This window comes from Halostagnicola larsenii XH-48 (assembly GCF_000517625.1).
Classification (GTDB): Archaea; Halobacteriota; Halobacteria; order Halobacteriales; family Natrialbaceae; genus Halostagnicola; species Halostagnicola larsenii.
The window spans coordinates 69,676-90,384 of sequence record NZ_CP007056.1; the positions used below are offsets into that span (position 1 = coordinate 69,676).

The 20,709-nt window shown below is 59.2% G+C and carries 15 protein-coding genes; 9 read left to right on the top strand and 6 right to left on the bottom strand.

Going from position 1 to position 20,709, the window contains the following annotated elements; translation table 11 throughout:
* Positions 1–1,109 precede the first annotated feature (1,109 nt).
* Both HALLA_RS14360 and HALLA_RS14365 read right to left on the bottom strand, forming a co-directional pair.
* The gene (locus tag HALLA_RS14360) at positions 1,110–3,362 is read right to left on the bottom strand and encodes an LUD domain-containing protein (RefSeq protein WP_049954198.1); all 2,253 of its coding nucleotides are present in this window, start codon (positions 3,360–3,362) and stop codon (positions 1,110–1,112) included.
* Position 3,363: 1 nt separating this feature from the next.
* The gene (locus HALLA_RS14365) at positions 3,364–3,873 is read right to left on the bottom strand and encodes an LUD domain-containing protein (RefSeq protein WP_049954199.1); all 510 of its coding nucleotides are present in this window, start codon (positions 3,871–3,873) and stop codon (positions 3,364–3,366) included.
* 159 nt (positions 3,874–4,032) lie between these two features.
* Between HALLA_RS14365 and HALLA_RS14370 the strand changes: the two genes are divergently transcribed.
* From HALLA_RS14370 to lpdA, 3 genes are all read left to right on the top strand, one after another.
* A complete protein-coding gene (locus HALLA_RS14370; protein WP_049954200.1) occupies positions 4,033–4,791 on the top strand; it encodes an IclR family transcriptional regulator in 759 nt (252 codons plus the stop codon).
* A gap of 872 nt (positions 4,792–5,663) precedes the next feature.
* The gene (locus HALLA_RS14375) at positions 5,664–7,217 is read left to right on the top strand and encodes a 2-oxo acid dehydrogenase subunit E2 (protein WP_049954202.1); all 1,554 of its coding nucleotides are present in this window, start codon (positions 5,664–5,666) and stop codon (positions 7,215–7,217) included.
* Entirely contained in the window at positions 7,217–8,641 is a 1,425-nt protein-coding gene (gene lpdA / locus HALLA_RS14380) for a dihydrolipoyl dehydrogenase (protein ID WP_049954203.1), read from the top strand. The genes HALLA_RS14375 and lpdA overlap by 1 nt, the downstream gene beginning before the upstream one ends.
* Positions 8,642–8,645: 4 nt before the next feature.
* Here the strand turns inward: lpdA and HALLA_RS14385 are convergent, their stop codons facing one another.
* Both HALLA_RS14385 and HALLA_RS14390 read right to left on the bottom strand, forming a co-directional pair.
* Complete coding sequence (locus HALLA_RS14385) at positions 8,646–9,614, bottom strand: alpha-ketoacid dehydrogenase subunit beta (RefSeq protein ID WP_049954204.1); 969 nt, start codon at positions 9,612–9,614, stop codon at positions 8,646–8,648.
* A gap of 9 nt (positions 9,615–9,623) precedes the next feature.
* The gene (locus HALLA_RS14390) at positions 9,624–10,781 is read right to left on the bottom strand and encodes a thiamine pyrophosphate-dependent dehydrogenase E1 component subunit alpha (RefSeq protein WP_049954205.1); all 1,158 of its coding nucleotides are present in this window, start codon (positions 10,779–10,781) and stop codon (positions 9,624–9,626) included.
* A 349-nt stretch (positions 10,782–11,130) separates the two neighbouring features.
* Between HALLA_RS14390 and HALLA_RS14395 the strand changes: the two genes are divergently transcribed.
* The 6 genes from HALLA_RS14395 to HALLA_RS14420 all read left to right on the top strand — a co-directional run bounded on the left by HALLA_RS14395 (position 11,131) and on the right by HALLA_RS14420 (position 17,428).
* Positions 11,131–12,126 carry a Bug family tripartite tricarboxylate transporter substrate binding protein gene (locus tag HALLA_RS14395; protein WP_084569047.1) on the top strand — a complete coding sequence of 332 codons (996 nt, stop codon included), beginning with the start codon at positions 11,131–11,133 and terminating at the stop codon, positions 12,124–12,126.
* A 51-nt stretch (positions 12,127–12,177) separates the two neighbouring features.
* Positions 12,178–12,696 carry a tripartite tricarboxylate transporter TctB family protein gene (locus tag HALLA_RS14400; RefSeq protein ID WP_169732148.1) on the top strand — a complete coding sequence of 173 codons (519 nt, stop codon included), beginning with the start codon at positions 12,178–12,180 and terminating at the stop codon, positions 12,694–12,696.
* A gap of 2 nt (positions 12,697–12,698) precedes the next feature.
* Positions 12,699–14,195: a tripartite tricarboxylate transporter permease gene (locus HALLA_RS14405; protein WP_049954208.1), complete on the top strand. Its 1,497-nt coding sequence runs from the start codon at positions 12,699–12,701 to the stop codon at positions 14,193–14,195.
* Positions 14,196–14,338: 143 nt separating this feature from the next.
* Positions 14,339–15,433, top strand: coding sequence for a mandelate racemase/muconate lactonizing enzyme family protein (locus tag HALLA_RS14410; protein ID WP_242406222.1), 1,095 nt, complete (start codon positions 14,339–14,341; stop codon positions 15,431–15,433).
* A 99-nt stretch (positions 15,434–15,532) separates the two neighbouring features.
* A complete protein-coding gene (locus HALLA_RS14415; RefSeq protein ID WP_049954210.1) occupies positions 15,533–15,952 on the top strand; it encodes a universal stress protein in 420 nt (139 codons plus the stop codon).
* 144 nt (positions 15,953–16,096) lie between these two features.
* The gene (locus tag HALLA_RS14420; RefSeq protein WP_084569049.1) at positions 16,097–17,428 is read left to right on the top strand and encodes a methyl-accepting chemotaxis protein; all 1,332 of its coding nucleotides are present in this window, start codon (positions 16,097–16,099) and stop codon (positions 17,426–17,428) included.
* A 413-nt stretch (positions 17,429–17,841) separates the two neighbouring features.
* Here HALLA_RS14420 and HALLA_RS14425 read toward each other — a convergent pair whose 3' ends face one another.
* Together HALLA_RS14425 and HALLA_RS14430 are read right to left on the bottom strand one after the other, a co-directional pair.
* Positions 17,842–19,002: an acyl-CoA dehydrogenase family protein gene (locus tag HALLA_RS14425; RefSeq protein ID WP_049954211.1), complete on the bottom strand. Its 1,161-nt coding sequence runs from the start codon at positions 19,000–19,002 to the stop codon at positions 17,842–17,844.
* Between the two features lie 111 nt (positions 19,003–19,113).
* Positions 19,114–20,565 carry an aldehyde dehydrogenase family protein gene (locus HALLA_RS14430; protein ID WP_049954212.1) on the bottom strand — a complete coding sequence of 484 codons (1,452 nt, stop codon included), beginning with the start codon at positions 20,563–20,565 and terminating at the stop codon, positions 19,114–19,116.
* Positions 20,566–20,709 lie beyond the last annotated feature (144 nt).

The window sequence follows — 20,709 nt, forward strand, 5'->3', positions numbered from 1 at the left end:
GCCTCGAACGTTCCTGAGACTGATCTCGTTCGCCGCCAAATGTATTACGGCCATACAATAGTAAATCAGGACTCGAGTGGACGACGTTTTTGCCTAGGTCCGATCGAACCCACCACGTTTTCAATTGATCGTCGTTTCTGCGCTATCGATACTCCGATCGGAACGGCCCGGTGGGCTCTATTCATAGTTGTTTTGAGGGCGAAATAAAGGTCTGTTTACGTGTACTGTATACTCGCCAATCAATCCGAAAGTAGATTTCTGTCGCCGATTTCGAGTAGCCCGGTGCTGAGATATGGTCCCAAGACCAGAAGTCATGATTTCTCGTTAGAATATGATTATACACGTACCCTATCATTTAATTAAACTCGGTCTGGGCCCCTTCACCATGTCCGTATCCAGTTTCCGTATACGCTTGCAGTCTAGCAAATCACGAACTGATCGACTCGTGGAGCGAGTTCTCCTCGCGAGTCTACTGATAAGCGGAAGCTCTTTGAGACGTATCTTTTCAGGGCGTTGCTTCCGGAATTTCGCCCTCCCCTTTTCGACCCCCTGCGGAGAATCTCCCACTGAAGTGAGATTGGATCGGTTCGACCTTGACCAGACATTCTACCAACTCGAGCGTCTCATCGACGGCTCACCCTATAGTGAATCCTGTCTAGGGTTGAGTGTCCCGTTGCAATCGAATGCCGTTTTCCCCCGCAGCATGGCTTCGATAGTTTTCTCGTGTACTCCGCCGGGAGATACACCTGTTCCCGAGACCGACGCCGCGTTCTCTGGTCACCGTCTCGCCGAGTTCGATAGCGTGACGAACGACGCGCTCGCAGAGAGCTCGATGTTCTTCATCTTCGACTTTTATCATGTCATGTCGTGGATGGCTCCATCGCTCGATGTGAGCATCGTCAAACAGGAATCGTACTGCTTCAGCGCTGTAGCCATCTCTTCGAGAACTTCCCACAGCTCGTCCATCTCCGTCCGGATTTCCCATATCGAAGTCTGCCACGTCGTACTCCTCGAGGATGTCGTCCATGTTCGTCATACCGAGTTGATACCGCCGTTTATCGGGACAGCATGTCCTTCAAGCTCGTCCCAGCAGCGGAGGCGTGGTGATGTTATCGACCCGGATCGAGCACCTGAATCGGGTGTCGATTCGGCCGCTCGAGCAACGAATCCAGCTGATCGAGACACGAGGTTCCACTGGCAACGACGGTTCGGTCTTTGGTTTCCGACCCAGTGAATTGCTTGCGGAGGACATCGCCGACGGCCATGCTCAGGTCGTAGTACTCCGATTTGTAGCCGAAACTTCCCGCCATCCCGCAACACTCCACGTCCGACGTGACGACATCGTAGCCAGCGCACTCGAGGACGGCGACGGTGTGTTCTTCGAGACCGAGCGTCCGTTGCTGACAATGGCTGTGGTAGGCTATCTCTTCGCCGATCCCTTCTGCAGTGGCGTCTCTGTCGTCCGGTCCGCGGAGTGTGTCTTCGTTTGCGCCGTTCTCGAGCAGTCCGAAGATATACTCGAACAGCTCGTAGCTGTTGTCGGCTACCGTTTCGTGGGCATCTCCTGGGAGGAGTCGCTCGTACTCCCCCCGGAACATCGCGAGATCGCTCGGTTCGATGACGACCACGTCTCGTCCGGCTGCCGTTTCTGGGGCAAGCGCGGTGTGGACGCCCCGTGCGTGAGACGCAGCGGTGTCAATCATTCCCTGTGAAAGGGGAGCACGTCCGCTCGAGGGGACGTCGGGGACGGTGACATCGACGCCGAGCGCTTCTAGAACGCGAACGGCGGCTTTCCCGCGCTCGACCTGAACGTGGTTGGTGTACACGTCGGGGTAGAGCACCGCTTTTCGAACGGGTTCAGTCACTCTATCGGCGGTTCGATTCTCGAACCACACCCTGAATGTCTCCCGGCGGAAGTGAGGCAGTTCTCGGCGACTATCGACACCGGCGACCCGCTCGAGCGCCGTCCGAAGCATCGACGTATTGGCGATCGTATTCGACAGTGGAGCGATTCGACTCCCCCATTTCGCGAGTGTTTCGAAGTTTCCGAACAGGCGCTTGCTCCGGTCGATGCCCGTCGGTTCGTCGTCTGGGGCCAACCCGTCGACGAGATGGTCGAACGCTGACGAATCGGCGCCGTGGTTGAGTCGATTGCGAACGACAGTGTTTATCCAGGGGATATCGATGTTCACCGGGCAGGCGTCGACGCACCTCGAACACCCGGTACAGAGATCATTGAACGTTGCGGCGCTCTCTTCGCCGTGGACGCCGGCCTCCCATCCGGTTGCGATTCCGCCCGAGTACGTCTCGCCACCGAACGCGTGACCGCCAACCTGCTGGAAGTTCGCGCACGAGTTTGCACACGCGCCACAGCGGATACAATACAGCGTCTCGCGTAATTGCTCGTCTTCTCGCATCGCCATTCGTCCATTGTCAACTAATACCAGGTGGAACGATCGGTCCGATTCGTGCCCATCGAACGCGGATTCATTGGGTTTCGAAAAGTCGGCGACGGGCGACTCGACCGGCGGTCTAAACAGCGATACGTACGCCGTGATATCCTGCCCAGCGCCGGCTGGTCCGATCAGGTTCAGAAACGGCGGCAGGTCCGCTATCGTCGGAATCAGTTTTTCGACGCCCGCAACCGCGACGTGGGTATCTGGCGTAACGACACACTTGCGCGCATTTCCTTCGTTCGTGATTAGCGCGAGGGTTCCCGTATCGGCCGCGATAAAATTCGCACCCGAGACGCCGATATCGGCACGAGTGATGCGATCGAGGAGGTATTCACGAGCGAAACCCGTCAGTTCCTCAGGTGTCGTCAACGGGTCCTCGAGATCGAAATGGGTATTGAACAGGGTAGCGATCTCCTCTCGCGACTTGTGTATCGCCGGCGAGGCGATGTGACTGGGTTCTTCCTCGGCGATCTGAAGGACGAATTCCGCGAGGTCGGTTTCCCAGACGTCGACCCCGGCTTCCTCGAGTGCGTCGTTGAGTTCGATCTCTTCGGTTGTCATCGACTTCGCCTTGACGACTCGCTCTGCGTCGTTCGCTTCGGCGATTTCGGTCACGTGGCGTCGAGCGTCGGCGGCGTCATCGGCGAGATAGACGGTTCCGCCGTTCTCGGTGACGGCATTGCGAACCTGCTCGAGCAACTCGGGAAGCCGTTCAATCGCGTCCGCCTGTATTCGGCGTGCTTCGGCCTGATACTCCTCGAGATCCTCCATTTCAGCGTAGCGGCGGTATCGCCCCTCATTGAACGGTGTAACGGTCTCGTGGACGGTTTCTCCTTCGGTCTCGAGGAGATGACGAATCTTCGCCGTCTTCTCACGACGGGTGAGCCGATTGGTTTGATCCGTCATGCTATCGGTCAGTGAGGACGAGTACGTGGACGTCTTCGGGTCCGTGGGCACCGTACACCGGCGCGCCCATGTCGGCAGTCGCACTCGGCCCGGTCGTGATGACGGCGCTCGTGAGTCCGTCATCGATGCCCTCCTCGATCTCGGAAATCGCATTCGCGAGTGTCGGAACGATGTCGGAAGCCGCGAGGACGATCACGTGTTTGTCGGGATAGAGGCTCGTGTGTTCGGTTCCGTCGAACTCCGAAGTAACGACGACGCTGCCGTACTCGGCAATGGCCGGCCCACCGGGCGTTACACCCGTTGTCGCCGACAATAGCTCGTCAGCGGTCGGATCAACCGTTACCGGGTGGTCGTCCAGCGAGATAGTCTCGAACGGAAGCGACACGCCGACCGCAGGCGGGTCGAGACACGACTCGAGCATTTCGTCGAACTCAGCGACAGTGGTACGCGTAACCCTCACAGGAAGGTCCGTCAGGGATTGTTCGAACGCATCTACCGGCGTCGTAGTCATACAGGGTGAGTCTCAACCGATCTAATTAAGAGTTTCGACGAACGGAACCAGTGGCCATGGAGAGAGCGTCGAACTAGGAACTGGTTCTCACAGGCGTTGGCAGCGAACCGTTTTCTACTGGGGAAAAGACGTAATAGTACGAAGAACAACCGGTGGAGCATGGACGAATACTCGAAGAGGATTCACGCAGTTGAACGAACCCTCGAAATAGTTGAAATCATCAGCGAAATCGAACCGGCGGGCGTGTCGGAGATCGCCAACGAAGTGCCGGTATCGAAGAGCACTGTCTACACCCACCTCAATACGCTCACGGAAAACGGCTACGTGAACAAGGATGGGGATGCGTACCAGCTCGGCTGTAAATTCTTGACTCTTGGATCATCCGTTCAGGAGCGATTCGACCTCTACCAGATGGCGAAACAGCACGTTGACGAGCTCGCGAACAAAACCGGGGAACCGACGAACCTCGTCGTCGAAATGGACGGAAAGGGGATCTGTCTTTACGCGACGAATCCCCGGAACTCCGCCGACGTGTTCATGTCTAGCGGCGAACGAAACTATATGCACGCTACCGGGACGGGTAAAGCGATTCTCGCCCATCTGCCCGATTCAGCGGTCGAATCGGTCCTCGACAAACACGGGATGCCAGAACTGACGGAACACACGATAACGTCACGCGAAGCCCTCTTCGACGAACTCGAGCAGATAAAAAACCGGGGCTTGGCGTTCGATCGACAGGAAACGATTCACGGTCTCTACTGCATCTCAGCACCCGTCATCGTCGATGACGATGTGATCGGTGCGATTAGCGTGTCGGGTCCGGTAAATCGTTTCACCAACGAGGAGCGGCGAGCGGAACTAAGCGAGGCGGTCGAAGAGATCGCAAACGTCGTGGAACTCCGGTTTGTTTTCTCGTAACCGGACCGATCTCAACTACTCTCACATAAGCGCCGATCTGGGTCAGGCTCACGGTGGGACGCGGCATTGTCGAACTCTATTTCGGCTCTATCGAACTGGAGTTCGACAATGGAAAACACCTCGCTTGCGTTCATTGGCATCAATCGCAATTCTCTCACCTTACGGTGGCCGTCGTTATCATCCGGCTTTCACAGTGGCGCTCGGTGTTCGTCGACTTGCTGACTCGGGTTGTCCGATCAGGACTGATGCCGCTTCTCAAGACGGAACTCACGTTATTTAGAATTCTTGCTGAATGATGTCCTCAAACACTATCACGACTTACTGCTGTTTCCTTCTCCGAAACGAGCAGTTGACCCTCTCAAATAGTCTGTGGTCGTCGCCGCTCAGGTCCCATCCGATCTTTCTCAAGCGTATTGTTTCTGTTACAGGTATATGATTGTAATATCTTCGGATACGCATCCACCTATCTACCGTAATGTATCCGTAGTGGACGTGAGACGTTGGTCGGAAACTCGTCGACTCTATCAGTGCCCGTTTCGGCGGTTAGCGTGATGGTGACTCTCCGTTTTCTTCTGTCTACAATCTGTGCTCCATCGGTTGTTGTAGCACTCCCGTTCACGACCGTCTTTTCATCGGGCGTCCGGCGACAGCCGTTCCGCCGATAACACGAGGTGTCTACTGTCACGAGCTGTGTTTCGATGTCGTGGAGAATGACGATGTCGTTGCTCCGATGGTGCTGTGACAGCGAGAAACCGTGTTCAGTTTTCGTCACTCGAACGGTCGTTCGGCTACCGCGATGAACTGCGCCGAGTCGAATTTTCCGGATCCAACCGAAGAGCGTATAGTTCTGTACATTAGATGTAATATCCTGTATGGTGAGAACGGAGTTTGAACTTCCTGATGTCGGCGAAGGTGTGGCTGAAGGAGAACTTGTTGCGTGGCTCGTCGGGACAGACGAGCACGTCGTGGAGGATCAACCGATTGCAGAGGTCGAGACCGACAAAGCGCTGGTGGAGATCCCATCGGCCTACGATGGCGTCATCGTGGAACGTTGTGCACAAGAAGGTGACACGGTCCCGGTGGGTGACGTGCTTGTGGTCTTCGAAGTGGACGAGGGGGCTGCTGAGGCTACCGACACAGTAGTCCCCGACGAGGAACCCGAAGAAACAACCGAGCCTACTGAACGGCCACAATCTGACCGGATCGAGCGCGGAGATGAACCCGGTGTGTCGGACGAGCGCGTGTTCGCCCCGCCGAGCGTACGGAACGCTGCACGCGAACTCGGTGTCCCCCTTTCGGCCGTCGCGGCCCCCGAACCCGGCGATCGAATCACCGAACGCGACGTTCGCGAAGCCGCCCGCCGAGACGCTGGGGATACGGTACCACTTTCCGATTCGGAGCCCCCTGAACCCGCTACTGAGCGCGAATCCAACGGAACTACCCCTGATGGAACCACTTCTGGTAGAGCCCCATCGAGTAGCACGGGAAACGCACCCATCTCTTTCGAAGCGGCCGGCCGTGATCGGACGCTGGCGATGCCGGCGACTCGCCGACTCGCCAGCGAAAAGGGTCTCTCCCTCGACGACATTCCGGCGAGCGAACAGCGGGACGGCGAACCGTTCGTCACCCCGGCGGACGTGCGAACGTACTCTCGCGATGACGCGTCAGCGTCGTCCGTTTCGGATTCTTCCGGCACGGACTCTCCGCCGACTACCGAGGAGGGACCGCGCCCCGGCGATCGGATCCCCTACACCGGTGTGCGCCGAACGATCGGCGAGAAAATGGCGACCTCGAAATACACGGCCCCGCACGTGAGTCATCACGACGAGGTCGACGTCTCCGAACTCGTCGAGGCGCGCAGCCGACTCAAACCGGAAGCACAAGCGCGAGAGACGAAGCTAACGTACATGCCGTTCGCGGTCAAAGCCGTCGTCGCGGGATTAAAGGAGGTTCCGGCGATCAACGCCGAACTGGACGAGGAAAACGAGGAGATCGTGCTCCACGACGAGTACAACATCGGGATCGCGGTCGCCAGCGATGCGGGATTGATGGTCCCGGTTATTGACAATGCAGACCAGAAAGGGTTACTTGAGTTAGCCGACGAAATCTCTGATAAAGCCGCGCGGGCTCGAGACCGCTCGATCGGGCTCGAGGAGATGCAGGGTGGGACGTTCACGATAACGAACGTGGGCGCGGTCGGCGGTGAATACGCCTCGCCGATCATCAACCACCCCGAGGCGGGAATCTTGGCGCTGGGATCGCTCAAAGAGCGGCCGTGGGCCGAGGACGGCGAGATCGTCGCTCGAGAGACGCTGCCGATTTCGATGTCGGTCGATCACCGGATCGTCGATGGCGCGGAAGCCGCACGGTTTACGAACGAAGTCAAGCGATACCTGAACAATCCCGAACTGCTGCTCTTAGAATAATGGTTATGGGAGATATTACGACGGCGACTGATGTACTGGTAATCGGCGGCGGCCCCGGCGGCTACGTGGCTGCGATCCGGGCGGCCCAACACGGCCTCGACGCGACGCTCGTCGAGCGCGACGCCTACGGCGGTACCTGCCTGAACTACGGCTGTATTCCCTCCAAGGCGATGATCACCGCAACGGACATCGCCCACGACGCAGCGTCGGCCGAGGAGATGGGCATCCACGCCGACCCGTCGATCGACATGCGAGCGCTCGTCGAGTGGAAAGACGGCGTCGTCGACCAGCTCACCGGCGGCGTCGAGAAGTTGTGTAAAGCGAACGGCGTCTCGCTGCTCGAGGGGACTGCAACGTTCGTCGACGAGGAGACGGTCCGAGTCGCCCACGGTGGCGAAGGCCAGGGGAGCGAATCCATCGAGTTCGAGCACGCGATCATCGCGACGGGAAGCCGGGCGATGTCGATTCCCGGCTTCGACTTCGCAGACGACCAAGTCTGGTCCTCGCGCGAAGCGCTCGAGGCCGACGAAATTCCCGAGGAACTGGTCGTCGTGGGTGCGGGCTACATCGGGATGGAGCTCTCGACCGTATTCGCGAAAGCCGGTGCGAACGTGACTGTGGTCGAAATGCTCGAGGATGCACTGCCGACCTACGAGGATGACGTCGCTCGCGTCGTCCGCGACCGGGCCGAAGAACTCGGCATCGACTTCGAGTTCGGTCTCGGGGCGAGCGAGTGGCGCGAGACTGGCGACGGGATCGAAGTCGTCGCCGAAAACGAAGACGGCGAGGAGTCGGTTTTCGAGGCCGACCGCGTACTGGTCGCAGTCGGCCGCGAACCCGTGACCGACGCGCTCGAGCTAGATGCACTGGGTCTCGAGACCGACGAGCGCGGCTTTCTGGAGACGGACGAGTACACGCGAACGGACCTCGAGCACGTGCTTGCAGTGGGTGATGTCGCGGGGGAGCCGATGTTAGCGCACAAAGCCAGCGCCGAAGGGCTCGTCGCCGCCGGTATCGCGGCCGGTGAGCCGGCGGCACTCGACCAGCAGGCGATTCCCGCGGCCGTCTTTACCGACCCCGAAATCGGGACGGTCGGGATGACCGAAGCTGAGGCCGACGAGGCTGGGTTCGATCCAGTCGTTGGAACGATGCCACTCAGGGCGAGCGGTCGCGCGCTTACAATGGATGAATCGGATGGCTTCGTCCGGATCGTCGCCGACGAGGAGACCGAGTTCGTCCTCGGTGCACAGATCGTGGCACCCGAGGCGTCAGAGCTCATCGCGGAAGTTGGGTTAGCGATCGAGATGGGTGCGAAACTCGAGGACATCGCGGGCACCGTCCATACCCACCCGACGCTGTCGGAGGCGGTGATGGAGGCGGCCGAAAACGCACAGGGGAAAGCAATCCACACGCTGAACCGATAGGATCTCAGTGGCTGAGGGTTTCCTCGATCGCTGCTTCGATTTTTGGCGGATGTGGAATGTAGTAGTCTTCCATCGAGAGGAGGGGGACTGGCACGTCGAAGCCGGTAACCCGGTTAACCGGAGCTTCGAGATACATCAGGGCCTCGTCGTTGATGGTGGCGATGATTTCGCCGCCGAAGCCGCCGGTTTTGGCCGCTTCGTGGACGACAACGCAGCGCCCGGTCTTTTCGACCGACTCGAGGACGGTTTCTTTATCGAACGGCGAGATCGTCCGGAGGTCGATTACCTCGGCATCGACGCCCTCGAGGTTGTCGACCGCCTCGAGGGTGTTGTGCATCATGGCTCCCCAGGAGACGACGGTGAGATCCTCGCCTTCTTGCCGTACCGCTGCCTCACCGAGCGGTTCAGTATAGGACCCTTCGGGAACGTCTTCGCGGATGGAGCGATAGACGTGTTTGGGCTCCATGAACAGGACCGGATCTGGGTCGCGGATGGCGCTGATGAGCATGCCCTTCGCGTCATGGGGCGTCGAGGGAATCGCGAGTTTCAGCCCTGGAATATGCCCGTAGGCCCCCTCGAGGCTTTCGGAGTGGTGCTCGAGCGCTCGCACGCCGGCGCCGTAGGGGGTGCGGACGACCATCGGGGCGGTGAGTTCGCCGCGGGTGCGCCAGCGGATGCGGCTGGCGTTCGTCACGAGCTGGTCGAACGCGGGCGGGAGAAAGCCCGAGAACTGGATCTCGGCGATCGGCCGGTAGCCGTGGGTTGCGAGGCCGACGGCTGCGCCGACGATGGCGATCTCCGAGAGCGGCGTGTCGAGGACGCGCTCGGCGCCGAACTCCTCGAGCAGTCCCTCGGTGGCTCGGAAGACGCCGCCGGATTCGGCGACGTCCTGGCCGAAGACGACGGTCTTCTCGTCGGTGGTCATCTCTTCGTGCAGCGCGTCGTTGATGGCTTCGATGATTGTCGCGTTCATTGTCGTCTCTTATCCCTTCGGTCGGCGTTCGATGTGGTCGTACATCTCGGGTCGCTCCTCGAGCAGCGCTTCGAATTCGTCGAGTTGCCGTTCGAGTTCCGGCGGCGTCTCCTCGTAGAGATGGGCGAAGATTTCTTCGATACCTCGTTCTTCGAACGCGTCGGCGGCGTCGACCGCCTCGGAGAACTCGGCTTCGACCTCCTCGCGGATCGTCTCCTCGTCGATTCCCTCCCAACGACCGGTCTCTTCGAGGAACGCCTGATACCGCTCGAGGGGGTCTTGCTCGGCCCATTCGTCGACCTCCTCGTCGGAGCGATACCGCGTCGGGTCGTCACTCGTCGTGTGGGCTCCACGTCGGTAGGTGACCGCTTCGACTAACACTGGATTGCCCTCGAGCGCGCGTTCTCGAGCCCTCGAGACGGCGTTGTAGACCGCGAGCACGTCGTTGCCGTCGACGCGAATACCGTCGAGACCGTAGGCCAGCGCTTTTTGTGTTACCGTCTCAGCGTTGGTCTGCCCGTCGAAGGATCGCGAGATGGCGTACTGATTGTTCTGGCAGAAGAATACGGCGGGTACGTCGAGCACGCCGGCAAAGTTGATTCCTTCGTGAAACGCGCCGGTGGAGGTCGCACCGTCACCGAGGTTCGCGAACGCGACCCGGTCCTCCTCCGCGAGTTGCATCCCCCAGGCTTTGCCGGTGACGACCGGAATGTGCGAGCCAATCGAAATCGCGAGCCCGAAAATATTCGCTTCTTCCATGCGCGAGGCATCTTCGATCCCGCGCCAGTACAGCAGCAGGTCGCGCATCGAGAGTCCGTGCATCAATAGCGTGCCCGTTTCACGCCCGTACGGGAAAACCCAGTCTTCGGAAGAAAGCGCGAACCCGCTGCCGATAATGGCGGCTTCTTGCCCTCGACCCGACGGATACGTCCCGAGCAATCCGCGTCGTTGGAGCTTCGTCGCTCGAGTATCGAACACGCGCTGGAGCAGCATCCACCGATACAGATCGCGGAACGCTTCGTCGTCTACGTCGGGAAGACGTTCGGTATCGTAGCTTCCGTCGGGGCGGACGACTTGATGGATGTCCATTGGTATCCCTCCTTGCGAGAGTGGATCGATATCGACATCGACCGACCCCGTGGAAACTGGTCGTTGACTGTTGTTCATCTCACAGTGTAGATGTCGCCATCTACGATATAAATCTTTGTGACCCACATTTTGGCGTTCTCGAGGCGTACTTTGTCTCTCGCGATGGCGGAACGGGAATGAAACGGTACTGGCGAATTCTCACCAAAAACGCAAACTACCCGAAACTGATTACAACTGAACCGACGAGGGGGCAGCAGATCCGCTCGTCCGTTCATGTCGAGAGACGCCCCTTGTGGTCTACTATCAAGATCAAGAGCGGGCGAGTGTTATGTATCATGTATAGAAAATGAGACTGTGTCCGAACTATTGACACCAGTTAACAGGCATCCCGAAAGATTTAAGTAGTATCTATCTCTCATTACAGACCATGCAGGATAGACGTACATTCATCCAACGCACCGTAGCCGGGGGAACAGGGGCCGCATCGCTTGTCTTCGCAGGATGTATCGGCGGCAGTGGCGGTGGGGATGGAGACTTCCCCTCCGAACAATTCAGGGGAGTCATTCCATGGGGTCAAGGCGGTGGGACGGATATATTCACCAGGGAGATCTGGCAAGAAATCGCAGACAGCAACGACGTTTCGGTCGGATTTGAAAACGTCACAGGCGCAGCTGGCGTTCGGGGAATAACTGAATTGTACGGGTCTGCACCGGACGGATACACGATTTCTCCGATGAATTCACCGTCCGTTGTCCCCCTTCTCACGCAAGACCCGGGCTTTACCATCGACGAGTTCAGACACATCGGCGCGTACACACAGACCGTCTGGGTGCTCGTTACGGATCCCGAACTCGGATTGAACGACTTCGAAGAGGTCGTCCAAGCGTACGAGGATGGAGAGATTGAGTCGATCTCCGGTCAGTCGCCCGGAGAACCAAATCACGTACTCGCGGAATCTCTCAAGTCGGAGCTGGATGTCCCGTGGGAAAATTACGTCGCATACGACGGAAGTGGGCCGGTTATTCAAGCGGTAGCTTCCGGCGAGGTGTCGGCGGGTATCGTGACTGAGACGGCCGCAGCGGACGCCGAGGATCAAATTGACGTGTTGACTGCGTTGTCGAGTGAAGGAAGCCCCGTCTTCCCGGATTTACCGGTCTACACCGATTACGGATACGAAGCGGAGATTGACTTTATGGGACAGTTCCTTCGTTCGTTCATGGTACCGCCCGATACACCGGACGAGCGAGTCGACATTCTAAATGAAGCCCTCCAAACGGCGCTCGAGAGCGACGAACTACAGTCGTGGGCAGACGAGACCGGGAATCACCTCGAGTACCTCGGCGGCGAAGAAGAGGTCTTAGCTGTCTTGGAGGAAAACCAGGAACGTATTCCGGAAATCATTGATCTAGACGACCTGGAGTAAAAGCGGCTACGTAGCATGATCAATTCAATTTATCATTCGATGAAACGTCGAGTGACCGCGGAAGTATTGATGCTTCTGGGGATGTTGGGCGTCTCGAGTTACATGCTCATTGAATCGTTTTCTTTCTCTTACGAAGCCGGCATTTTTCCTCGGTTCGCCGCAGTTGTAACGGTTTGTGGATGCGTTCTATTGCTTGTACGAGAGCACCTGCCACAACCGATACAGCAAATGGTCACCGAATCGGCGGGAATGTTCGATCAATACGACGAAGAGTTTCAGGAATCGGCCAGCGAACGCGAATCGGGCGAAGACGAGCCCTCGTACTCAAGGGGTGATACCGAGATAGATACCACCAAGCAGGTGATCCTCGTCGGTCTCCTCGCCGGCTATGGACTGGTCGGATACGCAATCGGTCTCGTGTGGGCAACTCCAGTGTTTATCTTCGCGTTCGCAAAGCTATTCGGTCTTCCGCGACTTGTAACGTTGTTACTCGTGGCTGTCGGCATTGCCGCCGCACTCGCGTTCAATTCGATACTTCCCGTAAACATGACTGATGGAGTGATAGTGTAATCATGATTCCAGAATCGCTGTTCGGTGCGCTAGAAATACTCTTTACGTGGCCGACGGCGGGGTGGTTAGTGGTTGGGGTCCTCACAGGGATTATCATCGGAACGATTCCCGGTTTGGGGCCGAACCTCGGTCTGGCGGTCGTCCTTCCGCTAACGATGGGTCTCGATGGGCCGGATGCGATAATCCTCCTTATTAGTATCTACAGTGGAGCGATGTACGGGGGAAGTATCGCGGCGATCTTGATCAACACTCCGGGAACGGCTGCGGCTGCGGCGACGACGATGGATGGCTACCCGATGACTCGACAGGGTCGAGCGATGGATGCACTCTCGATTTCTGCAACGGCATCGGCACTCGGCGGTACTTTCGCCATTATCACGCTCATCCTGTTGACGCCGTTTCTGACGACGATCGTGCTCATGTTCGGATCGCCCGAATACTTCCTCATCGCGCTCTTCGGAATCGCCCTGATAACGATCATCGCGCAGGGATCGATGGTAAAAGGGCTCACGGCGGGCGCGTTCGGATTGTTACTCTCAACCATCGGTTTTCCGGTTGCGGCCGGGCAACCGAGATACACGTTCGATACGTTCATCCTCTATGACGGACTGGATTTCGTCGCAGTGTTGATCGGTATCTTCGCCATCGGTGAGATGATCAAGCTAGCCGGAGAAACGGGGAGTCTTGCAAACAAGGACCTCAGTTTGAGCGGAAACGTCCTCTCCGGCGTTCGAAAGGTCTTGGCTTCCCCGATAACGACGATCAAATCTGGGTACATTGGCATGTTCATCGGTGCGATTCCGGGGTCGGGTGCCTCGATCTCGAATTTTATCTCCTACGCCGAAGCGGTCCGAAGCGGAGCGGGAGAAACGGAGTACGGGTCCGGAAACCACCGGGGTGTAATCGCATCCGAAGCTTCGAACAACGGAACGGTCGCCGGGTCGCTCATTCCGACGTTTTCGTTCGGCATTCCCGGAAGCGGTGCGACCGCTATCCTTCTCGGCGGGCTGGTGATGCACGGTCTGCGGCCAGGACCTGAACTGTTCACGGACAACGTCGATATCACATACAGTATTTTCCTTGCGTTGCTGGCAGGCAACGCCATTATCCTTCTGTTCGGTCTCCTGATCATCACTCAAGCGGTGTACATCACGACGATCGATACCGATTACATCATTCCGATCGTTATCGCGATCGCTTCTCTGGGGGCGTTCGGGCTCCGAGGGAGTTGGTTGGACGTATTTACCGTGCTCATCTTCGGAATACTCGGCTTCTTTATGATGCGGCACAATTATTCGATCATCGCGTTCGTGCTGGGAATCGTCCTCGGGCCTATCGCGGAGGAGAACCTCGTTCGGTCGTTACAGTTGTCCGATGGTTCCCTCATGATCTTTGTCAACGAGCCGATTCCGTTATTGCTCACTTTGTTCACCGTCTCCGTAATCGCTTCTCCCGTCTTCACACTGGTTCGTTCGGCTATCGGAGGTGGTGCCGATTGACAGCGGTTTCGTTTGGCTTCGGTCTGAGCGTCGCCCGTTTGACACCGCCGGACCCACTCGTAGACCAACAACCCCTGGAAAGCCGATCAGTAAGGATAAGTATGCGGCCACTATCGATTCGTGTACAAGTGGGTGATTCATAGATGCATATCACAGACGTTCAAGCGACGACACACACCGTCCCGGCTACTGTCCCCGGAATGGACGAACCTGATGAGATGACGCTCGCGTTCGTTACCGTTGAAACGGACGACGGAATCGTCGGGCATGGCGAAACAGGGTATCTCCATCCTCGAGCGAGCGCCTCGTTCGTAAACGATCACATTGCCCCGTTGATAACGGGAGAGAACCCGCTGAACACCGAACGAATTTGGGACCGTCTGTCCGCCGAACTCAATCCCCGAGCACAGACCGGCGTCTGGAGTACGGCGGTGAGCGCCGTCGACATTGCCCTGTGGGATATTAAGGGAAAACAGTACAACGAACCCGTGTGGCGACTGTTAGGGGGTGCCGACGATACGGTACCGGTGTACTATACGATCGGACAGGCGATTCGAGACGAGGACCTGCTCGCGGATGTCGCGACGCAGCTCGTCTCGGACGGCGCCGAGCGGATCAAAGTCGTCGTCGGAAAGGGATCGTGGGCGAATCCGAGCGTCGACGCTGGACGAGTCACTGCGGTTCGAGAGGCCGTCGGCGATGATGTCGGATTAGCGATCGACGCGAACTACCTGTACTCACTCAACGAAGCGCTCGAGTTGTGCAACCGTCTCGAGTCGACATCGATCAGTTGGTTTGAGGAGCCGGTCTACGGCAACGATGCATCGCTCCTGGCTGACCTCCGAACGCGGACTCGCGTTCCTATCGCTGCGGGTCAGAACGAAGGCCACAGTTTCCGTCACCGGGACCTCATCGAGAGCGGAGCGATCGATATTAGCCTCCCGAACGTTTGTTTCACCGGTGGATACACCGAAGCCGCGAAAGTTGCAGGAATGGCGAACGCATTCAATGTCGATGTCTTCCACGGCGGCGGGTGGCCGTTCCAGAATATGCATCTCCAAGCGGGAGTATCCAACGGAAGGATGGTCGAATTTCACGACATCGTCTGGGAAATCGGGAAGAAAATATACGAGTCTCCGCCAGAACCGACGGGCGCATCGATCACACTGCCGGACGAACCGGGGCTCGGTCTCGAACCCGACTGGGACGTTCTGGACACGTATCAGGACGACGAATAGGCCAGCGAGCACTCGATTTTAGAGTTCTAATCACAGATTTCCGTTTCGTCTGAAACGTCTCTGGGAAAGAGTAAATAGCTGGGAGTGCAAGCCCTTGTTATGGTTATCGTTGCAGCGGTGGACCGATCAGAACGGGCAGCAGAAATTGTCGATCAGGCACAGCGTCTGGCAGCGGCCTTCGACGACACGATTCACGTGGTTCACGTGTTGTCGGAGTCGGAGTTCGTGAGTCTGGAGCGAACGAGCGTGGACAAAACAGGAACCGCACTCGATATGGATCGCGTTCGCGGCGTCGCAGCGGATGTCGCGGACGAGGCAATATCGACGGACGATTCGAAAACGAAAGCTGTCGGGTTAGTGGGTGACCCGACGGACCGTATCGTCGGGTATGCAGACGAGCATGACGCCAGATATATCGTCGTTGCGAGTCGAAAACGATCACCCGCGGGAAAGGTTCTGTTTGGAAGCGTCGCGCAGTCGGTACTCCTTAACGCCGGTCGTCCGGTTGTCGTCTGTTGAACAGTCAGCTGCTCCTGTTAGCGGGGCCGAAGGTTTTTTTGTATTCCGTGTGCGGGCGGAACACGGCGATTGCAACGGTATTCCACCGATTTAGAGTACGTCGGCCAGAAGCTATTCAAACATGCGTACGAATACCTAGCACAGATGTCAGAAACAAAATCGTTGTTCGCCCCGGCTGAACCCGATGTCGGGACCGATGCCGACGGCGAACTCGAGCGACTGCGGACTGAACGTGACTTCTGGCGAAACCTCTTCGATCAACTGGTTGCGGAGTTTCCGGAGTCAGTCGTCGTCGTCAACGACGAGGGTACCATTACCCACTGGAACGACCCGATCGTCGAGTTGATCGGCGCGACCGAGGCGGAGGCCGTCGGGAATCAGGCGATCGATATCGTCGGCACTGAGGGGGTCGAGGAAACCCTGGCGGAGAAGGTCGCTCGCACCGGCGAACCGGTCCGCGAGGACCGAATCCGATCCGGGAAAACGGACGGGGACAACTGGCACGTTCGAGCGGCGGGAGTGCCGCTGTTAACGCCCGATGGCGACTCGATCGGCGCGTTCGAGTACGTAAGTAGCGTCACGGAGCTAGTCGAGCAACGGAAGGAACTCGAGCACATTCAAGAATCGATCAGTGAGACCGTCGAGGGTGCGGTCGAAGAGTTGCTCGAAGCGGCCGAAACGAACGCCGAGACGACCGAAGAGGTCGACGCGCTTGCCGAGGAACAGGTGGAGAATCTGGTAGACGTGAGAAACGAGATGGAATCCCTCTCGGCGACCGTCGAAGAAATATCGGCGAGCGCCGAGGAGGTCAGCAGCCAGAGCGAAATTGCCGCGGAACTGGCCGACGAATCGAAGGACGCGACCGCCGAAATCGTCTCGATGATCGACGAGGTTCGCGGGGCGACGGATACCCTCTCCGAGAACAGTCGCGAACTTGAAAAACGCGTCCGGGAGATCGACAAAGTGGTCGATGTCATCGACCAGATCGCCGACGAGACGAACCTGCTGGCGGTCAACGCCAACATCCAAGCCGCGCAGGTCGATGCGGGCGCGGAGGGCTTTGCCGTCGTCGCCGACGAGGTCAAGGAACTCGCCGACCAGTCAAAAGAAGAAGTCGGGACGATCGAGGACATCGTCGACCACGTCCGCGAAAACACGACCGAAACCATCGACAGCGTCGAGGCGACGATCGAGCGCGTCGACGTTGCCATCGAGCGGGCCCGATCCGTCGACGACAAACAGTCCGAGATCAAATCGGCGGTGGGCGAGGCAACGACGGGCATCGAACAGATCGCGGGCGCAACCGACGATCAAGCCGCGACCGCCGAAGAGGTCGCGACGATGCTCGGTACATCCGTCGAACAGACCGAAGACGTCGCGGCCGAAATCGAGACGCTCGCGGAGACGAACGCGAAACAGACCGAGGAAATCCGGGCGGTCCGCGAGGAGGTTCGTGCGCTCGAGTCGGACCTGTAGGCCGAAGACATGTTCTCGCGAAGAGCCACAGAGAGACGGCTAGACGTTCGTTCCGTATACTCAAGTGTACTGAAGACCCATTCCATGTATACGGGTGCCGTATACCATGCCATATGATGCGCGCGGAACACGAGAAATTACATATGTATTCTTGTAAACGGCCGTTCACAACTGCTGGGTAGAACCGAACCGGTCGACGTTCGGTTGCGAGCATCGGTCGACTGGTCAGAACGAAGAGGGGTGTATACGGAATATGTATACGGTATCGTTCGGTCGGGTTTGTAAGGGACGAAACACACGCCGTACGGGCGGGCACCGCCCAGTGATTCGTCTCGCGTCGGCTCCGGTTGCACCGAGACCGCTCTCTCGAAGAACTCTCGAGCGCGGCTGTGGACGAATCGAGGTTGGGTCGGCTACAGTCCAAGCGCGTTGCTCGCAACCGTCGTCTTCTGGATCTCCGTCGTGCCGCCGATGATGCTCAGGATCTTCGCATCCCGGTAGTAGCGCTCGAGGGGCAGATCCGTCCGGTAGCCCTTCCCGCCGTGGACCTGTATCGCGTTCCGGGTGACGAACTCGGCGGTATCGCTCGCGACGTACTTCGCCTTGCTCGACTGGCGCGTACTGGCGTCGTCGTCGGCGATCGCGGCCGCGGAGTCGTAGACGAGGTGGCGAGCGCCGTCGAGTCGGGCATCCATCTCGGCGATGAGCACCTGCACCGCCTGATACTTGCCGACCGCTTGCCCGCCCTGTTCACGGTCGCCGGCGTACTCGAGGGCTTCCTCGAACGCTGCGGTGGCGATGCCCGTCCCGATCGCACCGAGACCGGTTCGGGCCATGTCTATCGTCCCCATCGCGATTCGAAAGCCCTGGCCGACCTCCCCGAGGAGCGCCGAGCGGTCGACGGGAACGCCCTCGAGCGTCGAGTCGCCGGTAACGTGACCGCGCATGCCCATGAACTCCGATCGGTCGAAGGTGAACCCCTCCCGGTCGTCGACGCCGGGAGCCAGAAAGACGCTCACGCCGTGTCCGTCTTCCGGCGCGGGCTGTTTTCGGGCGACCACGAGGTGGACGTCAGCGACGCCGGCGTTGGTTCCGAACGACTTCTCGCCGCTGAGGCGGTAGCCGTCGCCGTCGTCGCGTTCCGCCGCCACGGTCGACAGTTCGGTCGGCGAACTGCCGGCGTCGGGTTCGGTCAGTAGCATCGAGCCGACCGATTCGCCGCGTATCATGGGCTCGAGATGCGTCTCTTTCTGTTCTTCGGTGCCGAAGGTCGCGATGGGCAGCGCCGCGAAGATGTGGCCGTGAATCGACTCGGCGACCGCGCCGCTGGCCTGCGCGATTTGCTCGATCGCGAGACAGTACGAGAGGAAATCGGACCCTTCCCCGCCGTAGGCTTCCGGGAGAAGTATCCCGAGAATGCCGCGCTCGCCTGCCTGCTCTATGACCTCCCGCGGAAATTCGTCGGTTCGCTCGATGCGTTCGGCTTCCGGTTCGACGACGTCCGCGGCAAACGACGCCGCTCGATCCCGGATCTCTCGATGCTCCTCGGAGAGGGCGTTCTCGATGAGAGTCATACGGTCCAATACGCGAGACACACCACCATAAAAGTCTCGAGAGGTGTGCTCACCGCCGGTTCGCAATCTGATCGAGCGCTCGCTCGAGATTGATATTACTCGAGGGCGACGTTACTCGAGATTCACGTTGACGTTTTTCGTCTGCGTGTACTCGTGGATCGCCTCGGTGCCCTGCTCGCGGCCGTGACCGCTCTGTTTGAACCCGCCGAAGGGCGTCTGGGGCTGGGTGACCGGATACTCGTTGACGCTCACCATTCCGTAGTCGAGCGAATCGGCCACGCCGTGGGCGGTCTGCAGGTCGGACGTCCAGATGCCGGCCATGAGGCCGTACGGCGAGTCGTTGGCGATTTCGATCGCCTCCTCGCGGTCGCCGAACTCGATGACCGACAGCACCGGACCGAAGATCTCCTCTCGAGCGATCGCCATGTCGTTGGTCACGTCGGTGAACACGGTCGGTTCGACGAAGTGACCGACGTCTCTGTCCGCGGGAACGCCGCCGCCGGTCGCCACCGTCGCGCCTTCTTCTTTCCCGCTCTCGATGTACTCGAGGACCTCCGCCTGCTGGCTCTCGCTGACCGTCGGTCCCATTCGCCCGTCGTCGTCGATGCCGCTCCCGAGGGGCGTTGCCTCGGCTCGTTCGACGACCTGCTCGACCACCTCGTCGTGGATCGATTCGTGGACGAGCAGGCGCGACCCCGCCCAGCACATCTGTCCGGCGTTCATGAAGATGCCGTAGTGACAGCCCGCGGCGGCAGCCTCGAGGTCGGCGTCCGGGAAGACGATGTTCGGGCCTTTGCCGCCGAGTTCCAGCGTTACGCCGGTCACGTTCTGGGACGCCTGCTCCATGACGCCCTTCCCAACGCCGGTGCTGCCCGTGAACGCGACGTGGTCGACTTCGGGGTGTTCGACGAGTCGGTTTCCGGCGGTTGATCCGCGGCCGGGAACGACGTTCAACACGCCGTCGGGAAGCCCGGCCTCCTCGGCCGCGACGGCGTAGTAAAGCGCCGACAGCGGCGTCGTACTCGAGGGTTTGAGCACGGCCGTGTTTCCGCAGGCCAGCGCGGGCGCGAGACTCCGCCCGGCGAGCTGGAAGGGATAGTTCCACGGGATGACGTGGCCCGTGACGCCCACCGGCTCCCGGACGGTGTAGTTCAGCCGGTTGCCGGGAACGGGCACCTCGTCGCCCTGAATCTTGTCGGTCCAGCCGGCGTAGTACCGGAACGTGTCGACGACCATCTCCACGTCCAGCGAGGCTTCGAACGGCGTCTTGCCGTTGTCTCGAGACTCCACGCGGACGATTTCGTCCGACATCGATTCGATAGCGTCCGCCATGGCATCGAGTCGCCGGCCGCGTTCGCGCGGCTCGAGCGAGCGCCAGTCGCTGTCGCGCTCGACCGCGTCGGCGGCCGCAGAAACCGCGCTGTCGACGTCGGCTTCCGCCGCTTGCGCGATGGTAGCGTAGGTCTCTTCGGTCGCCGGGTCCTCGGTCGTAAACGTCTCGGCGTTTTCGGCTTCGATCCACTCGCCGTCGATGAACAGGTCTGTCGGCCCGCTGTAACTCATACGTGTTCATCTATCGTACGGTCCGATAAAAAGCGTATGGTACCGGTCGGTCGGGCCGTCTCGTCGAACCGTCGTCGCTGTCAGTTCGCGGACCGCGGCCGTGCTGATCATCGGTTAGCGGATCGCGAACGAGCTGACCAGTAG

What these genes read in the sequence shown, in the direction of transcription:
- HALLA_RS14360 (WP_049954198.1), bottom strand. Translation starts at nt 3,362, where the DNA reads ATGACGGATCAAACCAATCGGCTCACCCGTCGTGAGAAGACGGCGAAG.
- HALLA_RS14365 (WP_049954199.1), bottom strand. Translation starts at nt 3,873, where the DNA reads ATGACTACGACGCCGGTAGATGCGTTCGAACAATCCCTGACGGACCTT.
- HALLA_RS14370 (WP_049954200.1), top strand. Translation starts at nt 4,033, where the DNA reads ATGGACGAATACTCGAAGAGGATTCACGCAGTTGAACGAACCCTCGAA.
- HALLA_RS14375 (WP_049954202.1), top strand. Translation starts at nt 5,664, where the DNA reads ATGGTGAGAACGGAGTTTGAACTTCCTGATGTCGGCGAAGGTGTGGCT.
- lpdA (WP_049954203.1), top strand. Translation starts at nt 7,217, where the DNA reads ATGGTTATGGGAGATATTACGACGGCGACTGATGTACTGGTAATCGGC.
- HALLA_RS14385 (WP_049954204.1), bottom strand. Translation starts at nt 9,614, where the DNA reads ATGAACGCGACAATCATCGAAGCCATCAACGACGCGCTGCACGAAGAG.
- HALLA_RS14390 (WP_049954205.1), bottom strand. Translation starts at nt 10,781, where the DNA reads ATGAACAACAGTCAACGACCAGTTTCCACGGGGTCGGTCGATGTCGAT.
- HALLA_RS14395 (WP_084569047.1), top strand. Translation starts at nt 11,131, where the DNA reads ATGCAGGATAGACGTACATTCATCCAACGCACCGTAGCCGGGGGAACA.
- HALLA_RS14405 (WP_049954208.1), top strand. Translation starts at nt 12,699, where the DNA reads ATGATTCCAGAATCGCTGTTCGGTGCGCTAGAAATACTCTTTACGTGG.
- HALLA_RS14410 (WP_242406222.1), top strand. Translation starts at nt 14,339, where the DNA reads ATGCATATCACAGACGTTCAAGCGACGACACACACCGTCCCGGCTACT.
- HALLA_RS14415 (WP_049954210.1), top strand. Translation starts at nt 15,533, where the DNA reads ATGGTTATCGTTGCAGCGGTGGACCGATCAGAACGGGCAGCAGAAATT.
- HALLA_RS14420 (WP_084569049.1), top strand. Translation starts at nt 16,097, where the DNA reads ATGTCAGAAACAAAATCGTTGTTCGCCCCGGCTGAACCCGATGTCGGG.
- HALLA_RS14425 (WP_049954211.1), bottom strand. Translation starts at nt 19,002, where the DNA reads ATGACTCTCATCGAGAACGCCCTCTCCGAGGAGCATCGAGAGATCCGG.
- HALLA_RS14430 (WP_049954212.1), bottom strand. Translation starts at nt 20,565, where the DNA reads ATGAGTTACAGCGGGCCGACAGACCTGTTCATCGACGGCGAGTGGATC.